The organism is Mesorhizobium sp. B1-1-7 (assembly GCF_006442705.1).
GTDB lineage: Bacteria > Pseudomonadota > Alphaproteobacteria > Rhizobiales > Rhizobiaceae > Mesorhizobium > Mesorhizobium opportunistum.
The window spans coordinates 1-13,162 of the sequence record NZ_VFWQ01000002.1; the positions used below are offsets into that span (position 1 = coordinate 1).

Below are 13,162 nucleotides of genomic sequence, written 5' to 3' on the forward strand. Positions count from 1 at the left end.
GCAACGCATTGAAAGCCAACGAAAAGCACTAGCTTCCCAAGCTGAACGCGCGGGTTCGATTCCCGCTACCCGCTCCAGCATATGTCCCAAGGGTTTGCGCCTGATTTGGATCCGAAAACCAGTGGGTGCGCGGCAAGTCTAAGCCTGGCCTATTCGCATCTGCTTCTTGAGAAGGAACCGGGTGAAGTTCTCGAAGTTGCGCGGCGCCACCTGTTCGGGGAGGTGGGCCAGCACGTCTCCGGATCGGGCGTCGTCCTGGAAACGCTCCACCCACTCTTCGGTATGCGTGTCCCGCTGCAACCGCAAATTCGTCTTGAACTCGCAGTCGGGCATCTCAACCGATAATTGCCGGGCAACCGATGCGACGTAGGGACGGGGATCATCCAGCAGATCTTCGTAGAAGAAATGGTCGTGTGGCAAATCGGCGAGGCGCAAGTAGGCCTCCCAGAAGGCATAGCTCTGCTCGATCAGGAAATAGGCCCGGCAGATACCGGCGAAGTCGTATTGCGGAACCAGATCCGCGCGGTCCATCGTGCTTCTCCAACCGCCAGACGCCTTTGCCCGGCAGTAGGAAATCGCCTGACGAAGGCGGTCCCGCCGCTCCAGCAGGATCAAACCCATGGTATGGCGCCGGATACATTCGGCAAGGAAGTCGGCTCCATGTTTCGCCTGCGACCAGTGAAGGTGGCGTGGAAACAGTTTTACGGCGAACCTGCCATTCGCTGTCCCCCCGCGATCAATGACGGCAGACAGGAGTTCATCGAAGGATTTCGGTTTGAAACCCAGATTGGCCGTGTCGAGCCATTCGGCCGAGTTGCCTAACAATCCGGTGCTGTTTGCGAGGCTGCCAAGCCATTCGGAGCCGCTACGGGCCTCGGTCAGTATCGCCACACCTTTCATGCGTGCCGGTTGCCCCCTGCCTGTAAGCGTATGGCCGGCATTGCGGGATACGGTTCTGCGCCTCGATGGCTCCTCGGCATGGTCACCTCCGTCTAACAACAGGTCAATTAGTAATCTCTAATATGATTCCGTCAATTCGATCTTAGGCTAAGCAGTCTTAGGCTAAACAGGCCGGCCAATTCCGTCGCTGCGTGCGACACACAGGTCTGGCCCCTGCATACGTCCCCAATCAACAAGGCACCCGGCCACCGCAGCGGTGGCCGGCCTTCAACTCGCGGTCCATTACAGCCAGATGCCGACCCAGACGCGCTCACGCCAGCAGCGGACACGGCGACGGCCATGGCGCCAATAACGACGGCACACCCTTCTCCAGACGCGACGCCGTCCACCACGGCGGTGGTGGCGATAGTAGCGACGATGCCAACGACGATGGGAGACCTGCTCCACTTCGACCTGGTCGTCGCCTTCGAAGACAGCCGGATCCGGCTTGTCCAATTCATCGAGAATTCCGTTACCGTTGCCTTGGGGAATACCGGCAACCGCGCGGCCGGGTCCGGCTACGCTCGCAAACGCAACTGCCCCCGCAACGCCAAGCATTCCAGTGAGAAATAACCGACGTTCCATCAAAGCCTCCAGAATTGTTGACCGCCGGTGCTTCTGCTTCGTTCCCTCGCCCAAAACGGGCTTCAGCAAGCATGCCGACTGGATTGAACGCGCGAGCTCGATTCGCGTTCCATCATCCCACTTCGCGCAGGATAAAATCGTGCAGCATCTTGGCGGCCGGCGACAGCACGCGGTTCTTGACCGTGATCAGGCTGTAGGGCCTGACCTCGATGTCGAACTCGGTCTGGACGACGTCGATGGCGCCGGCGAGTCCGTCGGGATTCTGGATGAATTTCGCGACCTGTATCGAGACCGGGGCGATGGCGTCGGACTGCGCGACCATGACCAGCGTCAAGAGCAGCGAGCTGGTGTTGAGGATGCGGTCCGGAAGCGCGATGTTGCGGTTGAGGAAATTGCTCTCCATCGCCTGGCGCAAGGGCGAACCGCCCGATTGGAAGACCCAGTCATAGGCGGCGGTATCTTCCAGCCGCACCACGCTGGCCCTGGTGAGCGGGTGGCCGCGGCGCACGATCAGGCAGGCTTTCTCGACGCCGATGACACGGGATTCGAACAGCCGTGGGTTCAGGTCGTCAGGAATGCGCGCAATGATGAAATCATGGCGCGTGGCAATAAGTTCGCGCGCCAGTACATTCGAGGTCTCGACCTGCATGGTGATCTCGATGCGCGGATAGATGCGGCGAATTTCGCGAATCGCCGGCACCGCCAATTCGATCGCCGGCGCCGTCACGGCACCCAGGAACACCGAGCCGCCCTTGCCCGCCTTGAGCTCGGAGATCTCGCGATCGACCTCGCGCATCTCCAGCAGGATCGAGCGCGCACGCCTCGCCAGCGCCTTGCCGTAAGGCGTCAGCGTGACGCCGCGCGGCAGCCTTTCGCACAGCTTGACCTCCAGCACCGCCTCCATCTCGGCGATCATGCGCGAAGCCGCCGGTTGCGAGATGTTCATGACCTGGGCAGCCGCGCTCACCCGACCGTGATCATCCAGGGCCACGATCATGCGCATGTGACGCAGGCTGAGACCGCTGCGCAGCAGGGTCTCGCCGTCACCGGGCAGCTCGTTGTAACCCTCTGAAATTCCACCGGGATTGCGCAATGTCGCCATGAATGTCCCTAACTCGCCAATATCGTGTTCCTGGATCCAACATATATCAGTCCCGGTATAGCAACCATCAAAGATCGCATTTGACAGTTATGGCAAAGAGCCACACCCTTCGCGCGTTCCGAGACGTGACAGTCGCCGACGATGAAATCGTATCGATTGAAATCAGCGGTTCGGGACCATGGGAGGATACCGGAGATCGATATGACGGCAGCAGTGCCTTGGCGCTTCTGCACGATTGCGCGGCCCGCGACCCCCGGGGTGCCGCGTCCATCAAACAGGGAGAGTTATGTGAAAATCATCAAGACACTGGCCGCAGTCGCGGCGCTTGGCATCGCTGCCATGACCTACTCGGCACACGCAGCCGACAAGGGTCTTGTCGGCGTGCTGATGCCGACCAAGACTTCGCAGCGCTGGATCAATGACGGCGACGCCGTCAAGTCCCAGCTCGAGGCTCTTGGCTACACCGTTGACCTGCAGTACGCGCAGGACGACATCCCCAACCAGCTCAGCCAGCTGGAAAACGAAATCACCAAGGGTCCGAAGGCGCTGATCATCGCCTCGATCGACGGCACCACGCTCTCGGATGCCTTGCAGAAGGCCGCTGACGCGGGCGTCGTCGTCGTCGCCTATGACCGCCTGATCAAGAAGACCGCCAATGTCGACTACTACACCACCTTCGACAATTTCGGCGTCGGCGTGATCCAGGCGAATTCGCTGGTCAAGGGCCTCAAGGAGCGCTTCCCGAACACCAAGCCGTGGAACGTCGAACTGTTCGGCGGCTCGCCCGACGACAACAACGCCTTCTTCTTCTACAATGGCGCGATCTCCGTCCTGCAGCCGCTGATCGACGACGGCTCGATCAAGATCAAGTCCGGCCAGATGGGCATGGACAAGGTCGGCACGCTGCGTTGGCTCGCCGCCACCGCCCAGGCGCGCATGGACAACCTGCTGTCGGCCAACTATTCGGACGGCAGCCGCGTCGATGGCGTTCTGTCGCCCTATGACGGCCTGTCGCGCGGCATCACCGCCTCGCTGCGCGCCGTTGGTTACGGCACGGACGCACAGCCTTGGCCGATCGTGACCGGTCAGGACGCCGAGACCGCTTCGGTCAAGCTGATCATCACGGGCGAGCAGTACTCGACCGTGTTCAAGGACACCCGCGATCTGGCCAAGGCCACTGTCGGTCTGGTCGACAAGGTGCTCTCGGGCGGCAAGCCTGACGGCCTCGACACCAAGACCTACAACAACGACGTCAAGGTCGTTCCCTCGATCCTGTTGACGCCGCACGAAGTCGACAAGTCGAACTACCAGAAGCTGGTCGTCGACTCCGGCTACATCAAGGCCGAAGACCTGAAGTAATTTCGGTTGCAAAGCCAGGGGTCCTGCGCAACGCAGGGCCCCTTTTCGTTCACCAGCGACCCCGGTATTGTTGCGGACCTCGCAGGAGAATTATTGCCCATGACCTCGACGATTTTGGAGATGCGCGACATCACCAAGACGTTCCCCGGCGTGAAGGCGCTGTCGAACGTCAACCTCAGCGTCGAGGAAGGCGAGATCCACGCCGTGGTCGGAGAGAACGGCGCCGGCAAGTCGACGCTGATGAAAGTCCTGTCGGGCGTCTATCCGGCAGGCACCTATGACGGCCAGATCATCTTTCAGGGCCAGGAATGCCAGTTCAAAGGCATCCATGACAGCGAACACAAGGGCATCGTCATCATCCACCAGGAGCTTGCGCTGGTACCGATGCTGTCGATCACCGAAAATATCTTCCTCGGCAACGAACACGCCCGCCACGGCGTCATCGACTGGGATGCCAACGAGGCGCGCACCGCCGCCCTGTTGAAGAAGGTGGGCCTCAAGGAGGATCCCAAGACACTGATCACCAATATCGGCGTCGGCAAGCAGCAGTTGGTCGAAATTGCCAAGGCGCTGAGCAAGGACGTCAAGCTTTTGATCCTCGACGAGCCGACCGCGTCGCTCAGCGAAAAAGACAGCCAGGCGCTGCTCGACCTTCTGCTCGAATTCAAGCGGCAAGGCATGACCTCGATCCTGATCTCGCACAAGCTCAACGAGATCAACCGGGTCGCCGACAAGGTGACGGTCATCCGTGACGGACGCACCATCGAGACGCTGGCCAAGAAAGATATCAGCGAAGATCGTATCATCACCTCGATGGTCGGCCGTTCGCTCGATGACCGCTATCCGCCGCGCGAGCCCAAGATCGGCGAAGTCGTGTTCGAGGTGAAGAACTGGTCGGTCTATCACCCGCTCCATGCCGAACGGCAGGTGATCAAGGGCATCGACATCAATGTGCGCAAGGGCGAGGTGGTCGGCATTGCCGGGCTGATGGGCGCCGGGCGCACCGAATTCGCCATGAGCCTTTTCGGCCGCTCCTATGGCCGCCGCATCACCGGCGAGGTGCTGCTCAAGGGCAAGCCGGTCGATGTCTCCTCGGTAAGCAAGGCGGTCCAACACGGCATTGCCTACGTCACCGAGGACCGCAAGACATACGGTCTCAACCTCATCGACCATATCAAGCACAACATAACGCTTGCCAATCTCGGCGGCGTGTCGCGCCACAGCGTCATTGACGACATGCGCGAGCTCGCCGTTGCCAACGACTATCGCAAGAAGACCAATATCCGTGCGTCCAGTGTCTATCAGTTGACCGGCAACCTTTCCGGTGGCAACCAGCAGAAGGTGGTGCTGTCGAAATGGCTGTTCGCCGACCCTGACGTGCTGATCCTCGACGAACCGACGCGCGGCATCGACGTCGGTGCCAAATACGAAATCTACACGATCATCGCGCGGCTTGCCTCGGAAGGTAAGGCGATCGTGGTCATCTCGTCGGAAATGCCGGAATTGCTCGGGATTACCGACCGCATCTACGTCATGAACGAAGGACGCATCGTGGGCGAAATGCCCGCGGCGGACGCGAGCCAGGAAAAAATAATGCGCGCCATCGTCCGGGGAGAAGGAAAAGCAGCATGAGCACCGATAGCGCCCCCGCCCCACAGGGCAACATCGCCGAAGAACAGCGTCCACGCATCGCCGTGTCGGCGCTGGCGACGAACTTACGCGAATACGGCCTGATTATCGCGCTGATCGTCATCATGCTGTTCTTCCAGTTCACCACCTCGGGAACGCTGTTCAAGCCGGTCAACCTCAGCAACCTGGTGCAGCAGAACTCGTTCATCATCGTGATGGCGCTTGGCATGCTGCTGGTCATCGTATCGGGCTATATCGACCTCAGCGTCGGGTCGGTCGCCGGTTTCATCGGCGCGCTGGCGGCAAACATGATGGTTATCTGGCAGCTCGGACCGCTCAGCAATCCGCTGGTGGTTTCGATCATCTGCCTGATCGTGGGCGGCCTGATCGGCGCGGCGCAAGGCTATTGGATCGCCTATCACCGGATACCGAGCTTCATCGTCACGCTGGCCGGCATGCTGATCTTCCGCGGCATCTGCCAGGCGCTGCTGGGTGGCGGCTCCTCGGTGGGACCACTGCCGGGCGACTTCAAAATGCTCAGCTCCGGCTTCATCCCGGACGTGATCGGTCCGCTGACGCTTGTCCCGCCGGTAGTGAACGCGGCCGGCAAGACCATCCTGGGCAGCGGCGTGACCCTGCACATGACGACGGTCGTGCTCGGCCTGATCGCCGTGCTGGCCTATGCCTATTTCGGGGTGAGGACGCGGCGCAAGCGCGAACGCCACGGCTACGAGGCCGAGCCCTTCCCGCTGTTCGTCATCAAGACGCTGGTCGCCAGCGCGCTGGCGCTGTTCCTGGTCTATGAGTTCGCCAGCTACCGGGGCCTGCCGGTGGTGCTGCTCGTCATGGGCGTGCTGATCACGCTGTTCGTCTTCGTCACCAAGCGCATGACCATCGGCCGCCGCATCTACGCGATGGGCGGCAATCCCAAGGCGGCGCAGCTGTCGGGCATCAACACCGAGCGGCTGACTTTGCTGGTGTTCATCAATATGGGCGTGCTGTCGGCGCTCGGCGGCCTGATCATCGCGGCACGCCTCGGCCAGGCCGTGCCGGCGGCAGGCCTGGGCAGCGAGCTCGACGTCATCGCCGCCGTCTTCATCGGCGGCGCCTCGGCGATGGGCGGCGTCGGCCAGGTCATCGGCGCCGTGGTCGGCGGCTTCATCATGGGCGTGATGAACAACGGCATGTCGATCATGGGCGTCAATGTTGACTGGCAGCAGGTGGTCAAAGGCCTGGTGCTGCTCGGCGCCGTGATCTTCGACGTCTACAACAAGAACAAGGCCTGACACGAGCAATTCCAGGAAAGGCGCGTCGCGGTTTTCCCACAGGAATTGCGTAGGAACAAAAATACTGGGAGCGGGTCGAACCGCTCCAGCAAGGGCAACGAGGAAGGCATACGGGTCACATCGCGGCGCTGCCGGCAACCCGCCGGCATGAAGAAGTTCCCTCCAGGAACCAGGCCCCGCGAGCGCAATCCGAACGGAGAATTTCACCCGTGGCACGGACGACGTTCCGGCCGCGCTTGGGAAGGTTTGCCGCACCGGCAGCCATGCCAAGACACATGAGAGAGGATTGATCATGCTGATCTCGCAGATTCTCGACGACGCCGAGACCATTCGTGTCGTTGCCCGCAGCGGCGGCAAGACCCGGATCATCAACGGGGCGCGCAGCGTCTATTCGCTGGCGATGGAGGCTGCCCGCACCGGCGTCGGCCTCGTCGCGCTGATCGAGCGCAAGGGACTTGGCGAGACGGTCGATATCGACGCCGCCTACAAGAAGGGGCGGCTCCTGTCGCCGATCAATCACCCCGATCCGGCGCACCTGCATCTGACCGGCACCGGGCTGACCCATCTCGGTTCGGCCGCGACGCGCGATTCCATGCACAAGAAGCTCAGCACCGACGGTGAGGAGCAGCTCACCGATTCCATGAAGATGTTCCGCATGGGCCTGGAAGGCGGCAAGCCCGCGAAAGGCCAGACCGGCGTGCAGCCGGAATGGTTCTACAAGGGCAACGGCACGATGGCCGTGGCGCCGGGTGCCGCGCTGCTGTCACCGGCCTTCGCCAAGGACGCCGGCGAGGAACCCGAGGTGGCAGGCATCTATGTCATCGGCGACGATGGTGCCCCGTTCCGCGTCGGCTTCACGCTGTCGAACGAGTTTTCCGACCACGTGACCGAGCGCGTCAACTATCTCTTCCTCGCCCATTCCAAGCTGCGCAACGCCTCCTTCGGACCCGAGATCCTGATCGGAGACCTGCCATCGGACATCCGCGGCACGTCACGTATCGTACGCGACGGCAAGACGCTGTGGGAAAAGCCGTTCCTGTCGGGCGAAGCGAACATGTCGCATACCATCGGCAATCTCGAACATCACCACTTCAAATACTCGGCCTTCCGTCAGCCGGGCGACGTGCATGTGCACATGTTCGGCACGGCGACGCTGTCCTTCGCCGACGGCATCAAGACCGAGGCCGGCGACGTGTTCGAGATCGAGGCCGGGGATTTCGGCCTGCCGCTGCGCAACCCGCTCGAGATTGAGCAGCCGGTGAAGGTGGCGGTCAAGGCTTTGTGATGGAGTGATCTTCCCCCTTGTGGGGGAGATGGCCGGCAGGCCAGAGGGGGCGCTGTCCCGCCAGCGTCTCAATCGAAACAATTCTGCCTTCAGGCTATTCCCGGCATTTTGAAGAAAGGCCGCGATCCTTCGCGCCCCCCTCTGCCCTGCCGGGCATCTCCCCCACGAGGGGGGAGATTGGCAGCCTCAATCCCTCAATAGATATCAAAGTCGAAATATTTGGCCTGGATCTTCTTGTAGGTGCCGTCGGCGACGATGGCGTCGATGGCCGCGTTGAGCTTGTCGCGCAGTGCGGTGTCGTCGAGGCGCACGGCGATGCCGGCTTGCGTCTCCGTACCCGTGACGTCTCCAATCATCTTGCAGCAGCCGTCGCTCGCCTTCTTCATCCAGTCCATCAGCACAAACTTGTCCGAGATCACAGCGTCAAGCCGGCCGTTCTGCAGGTCGGTGATCGCTTCCTCCTGGGTCGGGTAGAGTTTTGCCTCCGCGCCTGCCTTGCCATAGACGTCCTGGTCATAGGTGGCCTGCGTGGTCGCAGCCTGGGCGCCGACCGTCTTGCCGGCAAGTGCCGCCGGTTCGGTGGAGGCGATGTCGCTGTCCTTCAAGGCGACCAGGGCGAGCGGCGTCGTATAATATTTGTTGGTGAAGGCGACCTGCTTCTTGCGCTCTTCGGTGATGCTCATCGAGGCGATGATGGCGTCGAACTTCTTGGCCTGCAGGGCGGGGATGATGCCATCCCAGTCCTGGGTGACGATTTCGCACTCGACCTTCATCTGCGCGCACAGCGCATTGGCGATGTCGATGTCGAAGCCGACAACCTTGCCGTCAGAGGTGATGGTGTTGAACGGCGGATAGGCGCCCTCGGTGCCGATTTTCAATTTCTCGGCAGCCTGCGCCGACAGAGAGCCCGCCGCCATCGCCAACATGACAGCGCCTGCCGCCGATAGGATCCATTTTGAAATCTGCATTTTTGTTCCCCTTGAGCGCCGCATCCCGGCAACCGACAAGCCAGCCAAGCATGATGTGCCAGCGCAGGCAAGTATTTTGCCTGGCGGTAGTCAGAGCTCAGCCCGCAGGGCGGAAATGCTTGGACAGCTTCAGGCCCTGCGCCTGGTAGTTGGAGCCGAGATCGATGCCGTAGAGCGCCTGCGGCCGCTTCAGCATGTGCTCGTAGACCAGCCGGCCGACGATCTGGCCATGGTCGAGGATGAACGGCACTTCGTGGCTGCGCACTTCGAGCACCGCCCGGCTGCCGGTGCCGCCGGACGCCGAATGGCCGAAGCCCGGATCGAAGAAGCCAGCATAGTGAACACGGAATTCACCGACGAGCGGATCGAAGGGCGTCATCTCGGCTGCATAGAGGGGCGGCACATGCACCGCTTCCTGGCTGACGAGGATGTAGAATTCGTCGGGATCGAGCACCAGTTCGCCGGCGCCGCTCTTGTGGATCGGCTCCCAGAAGTCGACGACATCCTGCGCGGCGCGCTTGTCGACGTCGACCAGACCGGTGTGATGCTTGCCGCGATAGCCGACCAGGCCATCCTTGTCGCCGTTGAGGTCGATCGACAGTGCGATGCCGCCGCCGGAAATGTTCGGTGGTTCGGTGGCGACCAGCATCTCGGCACGGTGCAGCTCATGCAATTCGGCTTCCGAGAGCAGCGCATTGCCGGTGCGGAAGCGGATCTGCGACAGGCGCGAGCCGGTGCGCGCGACGATCGGGAAGGTGCGCGGGCTGACTTCCAGATAGAGCGGACCGTTGTAGCCGGCGGCGATTTTGTCGAACTCGTGGCCACGGTCGGTCATCACACGTGTAAAGATATCGAGCCGGCCGGTCGAGCTCTTCGGGTTGGCCGAGGCCGAAATGTCCGCCGGCAGCGCCAGGCTTTCGAGCAGCGGCACGATATAGACGCAGCCGGTTTCCAGCACAGCGCCTTCGGCAAGATTGATCTCGTGCAGCTTCAGGCGATCGAGCTTTTCCGAAACCGTGTGGTTGGGGCCGGGCAGGAAGGAAGCCCGCACCCGCCAGGCCTTGTCGCCGAGCCTGAGATCGAGGCTCGCCGGCTGGATTTGGTCGGCATCGAGCGAGCGCGGCGACTTCAGCGCGCCGGACTGGAACAGCGCCGCAATGTCCTGATCGGGAAGAATGCCTGTCTGCCGCAAGGCTGCGCTCCTGGCCGACGATTTTCTTGTCGCACAAACCTCTTAATGAAGCCGGCAATTGACGCAAGCGTGGGACGGGTCTAAAGGGTCGTTATCCCGTGGTGATTTGGCCGGTCGGCTTGCAGCCACGTTAAACAAGTCGCTAAAGGACCGTTGGCCGCAAGGCCGTATGGACCGGTTGCGACTTTCGCGGCCGGTTTTTTTGTGTCTGGAACAAAGCAATGAGCAACAAGAAGCGCGACTGGAAGCCACAGACAGCCCTCGTTCATGGCGGAACCCTGCGTTCCCAATTCGGCGAGACGTCGGAAGCAATGTACCTCACCCAAGGCTATGTCTACGAGACGGCGCAGGCGGCGGAGGCCCGTTTCAAGGGCGAGGAACCAGGCTTCATCTATTCGCGCTACGCCAATCCGACCGTCGACATGTTCGAAAAGCGCATGTGCGCGCTGGAAGGCGCCGAGGATGCGCGCGCCACGGCGTCGGGCATGGCGGCGGTGACGGCGGCGCTCTTGTGCAGCGTCAAGGCCGGCGACCATATCGTGGCGGCGCGCGCGCTGTTCGGCTCCTGCCGCTGGGTGGTCGAGACGCTGGCGCCGCGATACGGCATCGAAGCGACGCTGGTCGACGGCACCGATATCGCCGACTGGGAAAAGGCGGTGAGGCCCAACACCAAGCTGTTCTTCCTGGAAAGCCCGACCAACCCGACGCTGGAAGTGGTCGACATATCAGCCGTCGCGGCGCTTGCCAATTCGATCGGTGCGCGGCTTGTCGTCGACAATGTCTTCGCCACGCCGCTGCAGCAGAAGCCGCTGCAGCTCGGCGCCCACATCGTCGTCTATTCGGCCACCAAGCACATCGACGGCCAGGGGCGCTGCCTGGGCGGCGTGATCCTGTCGGACAAGAAGTGGATCGACGAGAACCTGCATGACTATTTCCGCCACACCGGCCCCAGCCTGTCGCCGTTCAATGCCTGGACGCTGCTGAAGGGACTGGAGACGCTGCCGGTGCGCGTGCGCCAGCAGACGGAAAGTGCCGGCAGGATCGCCGATTTCCTCGCCGAGCAGCCGCAGATCGCCCGCGTCATCTATCCCGGCCGTGCCGACCACCCGCAGGCTGATATCGTCAAGAAGCAGATGTCGGGCGGCTCGACGCTGATCTGCCTCGACGTCAAGGGTGGCAAGCAGGCGGCCTTCGCCTTGCAGAACGCGCTCGACATCGTGCTGATCTCGAACAATCTCGGCGATGCCAAGAGCCTGATCACCCATCCGGCGACGACGACGCATAAGAATTTGAGCGACGAGGCCCGCGCCGAACTCGGCATCGGGCCAGGTACGCTCAGGCTGTCGGTCGGCCTGGAGGATACCGACGACCTTCTGAAAGACATCGCGCAGGCGTTGAGGGCAGCCAAATAGGGAAGACAGTCCGGTAGGTCCGTCGAGCAGGCGCGATCAGGCGCTCGACGGCGTCTCTTCCAGTTCGGCCGCCTTGGTGCGGATGGTCATCGCATTGCCGCGCCAGTCGACGGCGCCGCCGAGCCAGCCACGCGTCCACATCGCCGGCAGGAGCAGGTCGCGCACCATGATCGCCGCGACCATGCGCGGCGACAGGTACCAGCCCTTGGACCAGGCCAGGGCGCACTCCGGAAGATAGAAGGCCGCCAACACGGCAAGCGCGGTCGCCCAGAGGCTGAAGCCGGCGCTCGCCGCCGCGACCAGCGCAAGCGCCAGCGGCACCACAGCGCCAGTCAGGACTTCGGGCGCGAAGAACAGCGGGAAGGTGACACGGCGCAGGCGCGCCCAGCGGGCCTGGCGCGACCAGATCTCGCCAAGCGTGCGCCGGCCAAGCGGCTGCTCGAAGGGCGAAGCGACGAGATTGACGCGCAGGCCAAGGCCGTTCACCAGCTTGGTCGCGGCGGCGTCCTCGGCGATCTCGGCCGCCAGCGCGCGAATGCCGCCATTGGCGTCCAGCATCGGCTTATTCCACAGCATGCTCTTGCCCTGGGCGAAGCCGAGGCCGAGCGCCTCGCCGGCATATTGCCAGCGGGCCTGCAGCGTGTTGAGGAAGGCGCATTCGACATCGGCCCAAAAACCGTCGGGACGCGAGCCGATCGGCGTCGAGCAGACAAGACCGGTATCCGCCCGCCACGCCGCCATCAAATGCTGGATGTAGTCCCTGGGCATCAGCACGTTGGAGTCTGCAAGAACGACCCAGTTGTGGCGCGCCGCTTCCCAGCCTTTGACGCAGTTGTTGAGTTTGGGATTGGCGCTGACGCGGTCGTCGCCGATCAAAAGCCGGGCCGGCACTTTGGGAAACCGGGCAATCGCCCTGTTTATCAGTTTGACGACCGGATCGTCGGCATGGGCGACGCAGAAGATCAGCTCGTAGCGCGGCCAGTCGAGCGAGAAGGCGCGTTCCAGTGTCTCGTGCGTGAACGGCTCGACACCACGCGATGGCACGACAATCGACACCGGCTGCGATTTGCCGCCCGGCGGGGCGATCATGGTTCGCCGCTTCAGCTGCGATGCGGCAAGCGAAATGCTGGCGGCGTTTGAGAGGATGAGAGCAGTCGAAAGCGAGGCGGCTATGAGAGCGAGTTCCATCGAGATCTGGTCACTCCAGAAAAGACGGCCGGCTTTATGGCCGTTTTCAACAGTTCGACAGAGCGTCGAGTCGCCCGCTTGGCGCACACCACCATTGTCCTGTGTCACTTAAATGACATTCTTTGCCGGCACCTGCGTTTCAAGACCAGGCGCGACAAGACGCGCATGTTGACCTGCTCGCCGGGAGCGCCGAAATTACCGGATCTTTTGGAGCCGC

11 protein-coding genes and 1 riboswitch are annotated in these 13,162 nt (G+C 62.3%); of the genes, 6 read left to right on the forward strand and 5 right to left on the reverse strand.

Features of this window, described 5'->3' with window-relative positions:
• Positions 1 to 138 precede the first annotated feature (138 nt).
• Positions 139 to 900, reverse strand: a complete 762-nt coding sequence (locus tag FJ978_RS02615) for a Stf0 family sulfotransferase (protein WP_140569935.1) — start codon at positions 898 to 900, stop codon at positions 139 to 141.
• Between the two features lie 339 nt (positions 901 to 1,239).
• Here FJ978_RS02615 and FJ978_RS32675 point away from each other — a divergent pair, with 339 nt between their 5' ends.
• Positions 1,240 to 1,512 (forward strand): hypothetical protein, encoded by a 273-nt coding sequence (locus FJ978_RS32675; protein WP_181176684.1) that lies wholly within the window; start codon positions 1,240 to 1,242, stop codon positions 1,510 to 1,512.
• Between the two features lie 124 nt (positions 1,513 to 1,636).
• On the opposite strand, the gene FJ978_RS02625 is transcribed toward FJ978_RS32675, so the two are convergent.
• Entirely contained in the window at positions 1,637 to 2,626 is a 990-nt protein-coding gene (locus FJ978_RS02625) for a LysR family transcriptional regulator (protein WP_013897258.1), read from the reverse strand.
• A 288-nt stretch (positions 2,627 to 2,914) separates the two neighbouring features.
• On the opposite strand from FJ978_RS02625, the gene chvE reads away from it, so the two are divergent.
• The 4 genes from chvE (at position 2,915) to araD1 (ending at position 8,185) form a co-directional block, all read left to right on the forward strand.
• Positions 2,915 to 3,985, forward strand: coding sequence for a multiple monosaccharide ABC transporter substrate-binding protein (gene chvE, locus FJ978_RS02630; RefSeq protein WP_023768349.1), 1,071 nt, complete (start codon positions 2,915 to 2,917; stop codon positions 3,983 to 3,985).
• 99 nt (positions 3,986 to 4,084) lie between these two features.
• Positions 4,085 to 5,617 (forward strand): multiple monosaccharide ABC transporter ATP-binding protein, encoded by a 1,533-nt coding sequence (gene mmsA / locus FJ978_RS02635; protein ID WP_140569937.1) that lies wholly within the window; start codon positions 4,085 to 4,087, stop codon positions 5,615 to 5,617.
• On the forward strand, positions 5,614 to 6,900 hold the full coding sequence (gene mmsB / locus FJ978_RS02640) for a multiple monosaccharide ABC transporter permease (protein ID WP_013897261.1): 1,287 nt from the start codon (positions 5,614 to 5,616) through the stop codon (positions 6,898 to 6,900). The genes mmsA and mmsB overlap by 4 nt, the downstream gene beginning before the upstream one ends.
• Before the next feature lie 292 nt (positions 6,901 to 7,192).
• Positions 7,193 to 8,185, forward strand: coding sequence for an AraD1 family protein (gene araD1, locus FJ978_RS02645; protein WP_140569940.1), 993 nt, complete (start codon positions 7,193 to 7,195; stop codon positions 8,183 to 8,185).
• Between the two features lie 194 nt (positions 8,186 to 8,379).
• Here the strand turns inward: araD1 and FJ978_RS02650 are convergent, their stop codons facing one another.
• Positions 8,380 to 9,153 (reverse strand): ABC transporter substrate-binding protein, encoded by a 774-nt coding sequence (locus tag FJ978_RS02650; protein WP_140569943.1) that lies wholly within the window; start codon positions 9,151 to 9,153, stop codon positions 8,380 to 8,382.
• 97 nt (positions 9,154 to 9,250) lie between these two features.
• Complete coding sequence (locus FJ978_RS02655; protein ID WP_140569946.1) at positions 9,251 to 10,345, reverse strand: 2'-deoxycytidine 5'-triphosphate deaminase; 1,095 nt, start codon at positions 10,343 to 10,345, stop codon at positions 9,251 to 9,253.
• 88 nt (positions 10,346 to 10,433) lie between these two features.
• Positions 10,434 to 10,511, forward strand: a riboswitch (SAM riboswitch).
• Between the two features lie 55 nt (positions 10,512 to 10,566).
• On the opposite strand from FJ978_RS02655, the gene FJ978_RS02660 reads away from it, so the two are divergent.
• Entirely contained in the window at positions 10,567 to 11,757 is a 1,191-nt protein-coding gene (locus FJ978_RS02660) for an O-succinylhomoserine sulfhydrylase (RefSeq protein ID WP_140569948.1), read from the forward strand.
• A gap of 36 nt (positions 11,758 to 11,793) precedes the next feature.
• Here the strand turns inward: FJ978_RS02660 and FJ978_RS02665 are convergent, their stop codons facing one another.
• Positions 11,794 to 12,945 (reverse strand): ceramide glucosyltransferase, encoded by a 1,152-nt coding sequence (locus FJ978_RS02665; RefSeq protein ID WP_140569951.1) that lies wholly within the window; start codon positions 12,943 to 12,945, stop codon positions 11,794 to 11,796.
• Positions 12,946 to 13,162: the final 217 nt, after the last annotated feature.

Coding starts and splice junctions, on each gene's coding strand:
- mmsA (WP_140569937.1), top strand. CDS start 4,085: ATGACCTCGACGATTTTGGAGATGCGCGACATCACCAAGACGTTCCCC.
- FJ978_RS02660 (WP_140569948.1), top strand. CDS start 10,567: ATGAGCAACAAGAAGCGCGACTGGAAGCCACAGACAGCCCTCGTTCAT.
- araD1 (WP_140569940.1), top strand. CDS start 7,193: ATGCTGATCTCGCAGATTCTCGACGACGCCGAGACCATTCGTGTCGTT.
- FJ978_RS32675 (WP_181176684.1), top strand. CDS start 1,240: ATGGCGCCAATAACGACGGCACACCCTTCTCCAGACGCGACGCCGTCC.
- FJ978_RS02625 (WP_013897258.1), bottom strand. CDS start 2,626: ATGGCGACATTGCGCAATCCCGGTGGAATTTCAGAGGGTTACAACGAG.
- FJ978_RS02650 (WP_140569943.1), bottom strand. CDS start 9,153: ATGCAGATTTCAAAATGGATCCTATCGGCGGCAGGCGCTGTCATGTTG.
- mmsB (WP_013897261.1), top strand. CDS start 5,614: ATGAGCACCGATAGCGCCCCCGCCCCACAGGGCAACATCGCCGAAGAA.
- FJ978_RS02665 (WP_140569951.1), bottom strand. CDS start 12,945: ATGGAACTCGCTCTCATAGCCGCCTCGCTTTCGACTGCTCTCATCCTC.
- FJ978_RS02615 (WP_140569935.1), bottom strand. CDS start 900: ATGAAAGGTGTGGCGATACTGACCGAGGCCCGTAGCGGCTCCGAATGG.